Raw genomic sequence first — 1393 nt, 5'->3', positions numbered from 1 at the left:
CGCGTCCGCAGCTTCGGTATATGGCTTAGCCCCGTTACATCTTCCGCGCAGGACGACTCGATCAGTGAGCTATTACGCTTTCTTTAAAGGGTGGCTGCTTCTAAGCCAACCTCCTGACTGTTTTAGCCTTCCCACTTCGTTTCCCACTTAGCCATATTTGGGGACCTTAGCTGGCGGTCTGGGTTGTTTCCCTCTTGACACCGGACGTTAGCACCCGATGTCTGTCTCCCGTGATTGCACTCTTCGGTATTCGGAGTTTGCTATGGCGGGGTAATCAGCAATAGACCCCCCAACCATGACAGTGCTCTACCCCCGAAGGTGAGACACGAGGCACTACCTAAATAGTTTTCGGAGAGAACCAGCTATTTCCAGATTTGTTTAGCCTTTCACCCCTATCCACAGCTCATCCCCTAACTTTTCAACGTTAGTGGGTTCGGTCCTCCAGTACGTGTTACCGCACCTTCAACCTGGCCATGGATAGATCATCTGGTTTCGGGTCTACACCCAGCGACTCAACGCCCTGTTCGGACTCGCTTTCGCTACGCCTGCCCTAATCGGTTAAGCTTGCCACTGAATGTAAGTCGCTGACCCATTATACAAAAGGTACGCCGTCACCCCCGAAAGGGCTCCGACTGTTTGTATGCATGCGGTTTCAGGATCTATTTCACTCCCCTCCCGGGGTTCTTTTCGCCTTTCCCTCACGGTACTGGTTCACTATCGGTCGATCACGAGTATTTAGCCTTGGAGGATGGTCCCCCCATCTTCAGACAGGATTTCACGTGTCCCGCCCTACTTGTCGTACACCTAGTTCCACAATCGTGTTTTCGCATACAGGGCTATCACCTGCTATGGCCGGGCTTTCCATCCCGTTCTGCTAACACCACTGCTAAAGAGTACAAGGCTGTTCCCATTTCGTTCGCCACTACTTTGGGAATCTCGGTTGATTTCTGTTCCTGCAGCTACTTAGATGTTTCAGTTCGCCGCGTTCGCTTCCCACACCTATGGATTCAGTGTGGGATGACCCATACGGGCCGGGTTTCCCCATTCGGACATCTCCGGATCAAAGCTTGTTTGCCAGCTCCCCGAAGCTTTTCGCAGGCTACCGCGTCCTTCATCGCCTGTGATCGCCAAGGCATCCACCACATGCACTTGTTCGCTTGACCCTATAACGAGTGTGTCTCGATCGCTCGAAACGTCGCTACAGGTTGAGTTCTCGCATTTGTGCCGTATTCCAAGTCATCTTTCGATCACTTAAATACATTTTGGTTGATACAATCACAACCCGGTATCGCGTTCAACTACTGTGCTTCTCATCAAAGCACCGCGACACCTTTACTACATCCCATATTGTTAAAGAACAGCCGATCTTGCGATCGCTTGGCAATGCCAAATG

The 1393-nt window shown here is 51.5% G+C and carries 1 rRNA gene; it reads right to left on the bottom strand.

The features are described 5' to 3' along the window. A 23S ribosomal RNA gene (locus AB1I47_RS33750) occupies positions 1-1163 on the bottom strand; the annotation flags it as partial. Positions 1164-1393: the final 230 nt, after the last annotated feature.

The organism is Cupriavidus necator, from assembly GCF_040578825.1.
Lineage (GTDB): Bacteria > Pseudomonadota > Gammaproteobacteria > Burkholderiales > Burkholderiaceae > Cupriavidus > Cupriavidus necator_E.
This window is presented reverse-complemented; position numbering and strand designations above follow the sequence as displayed.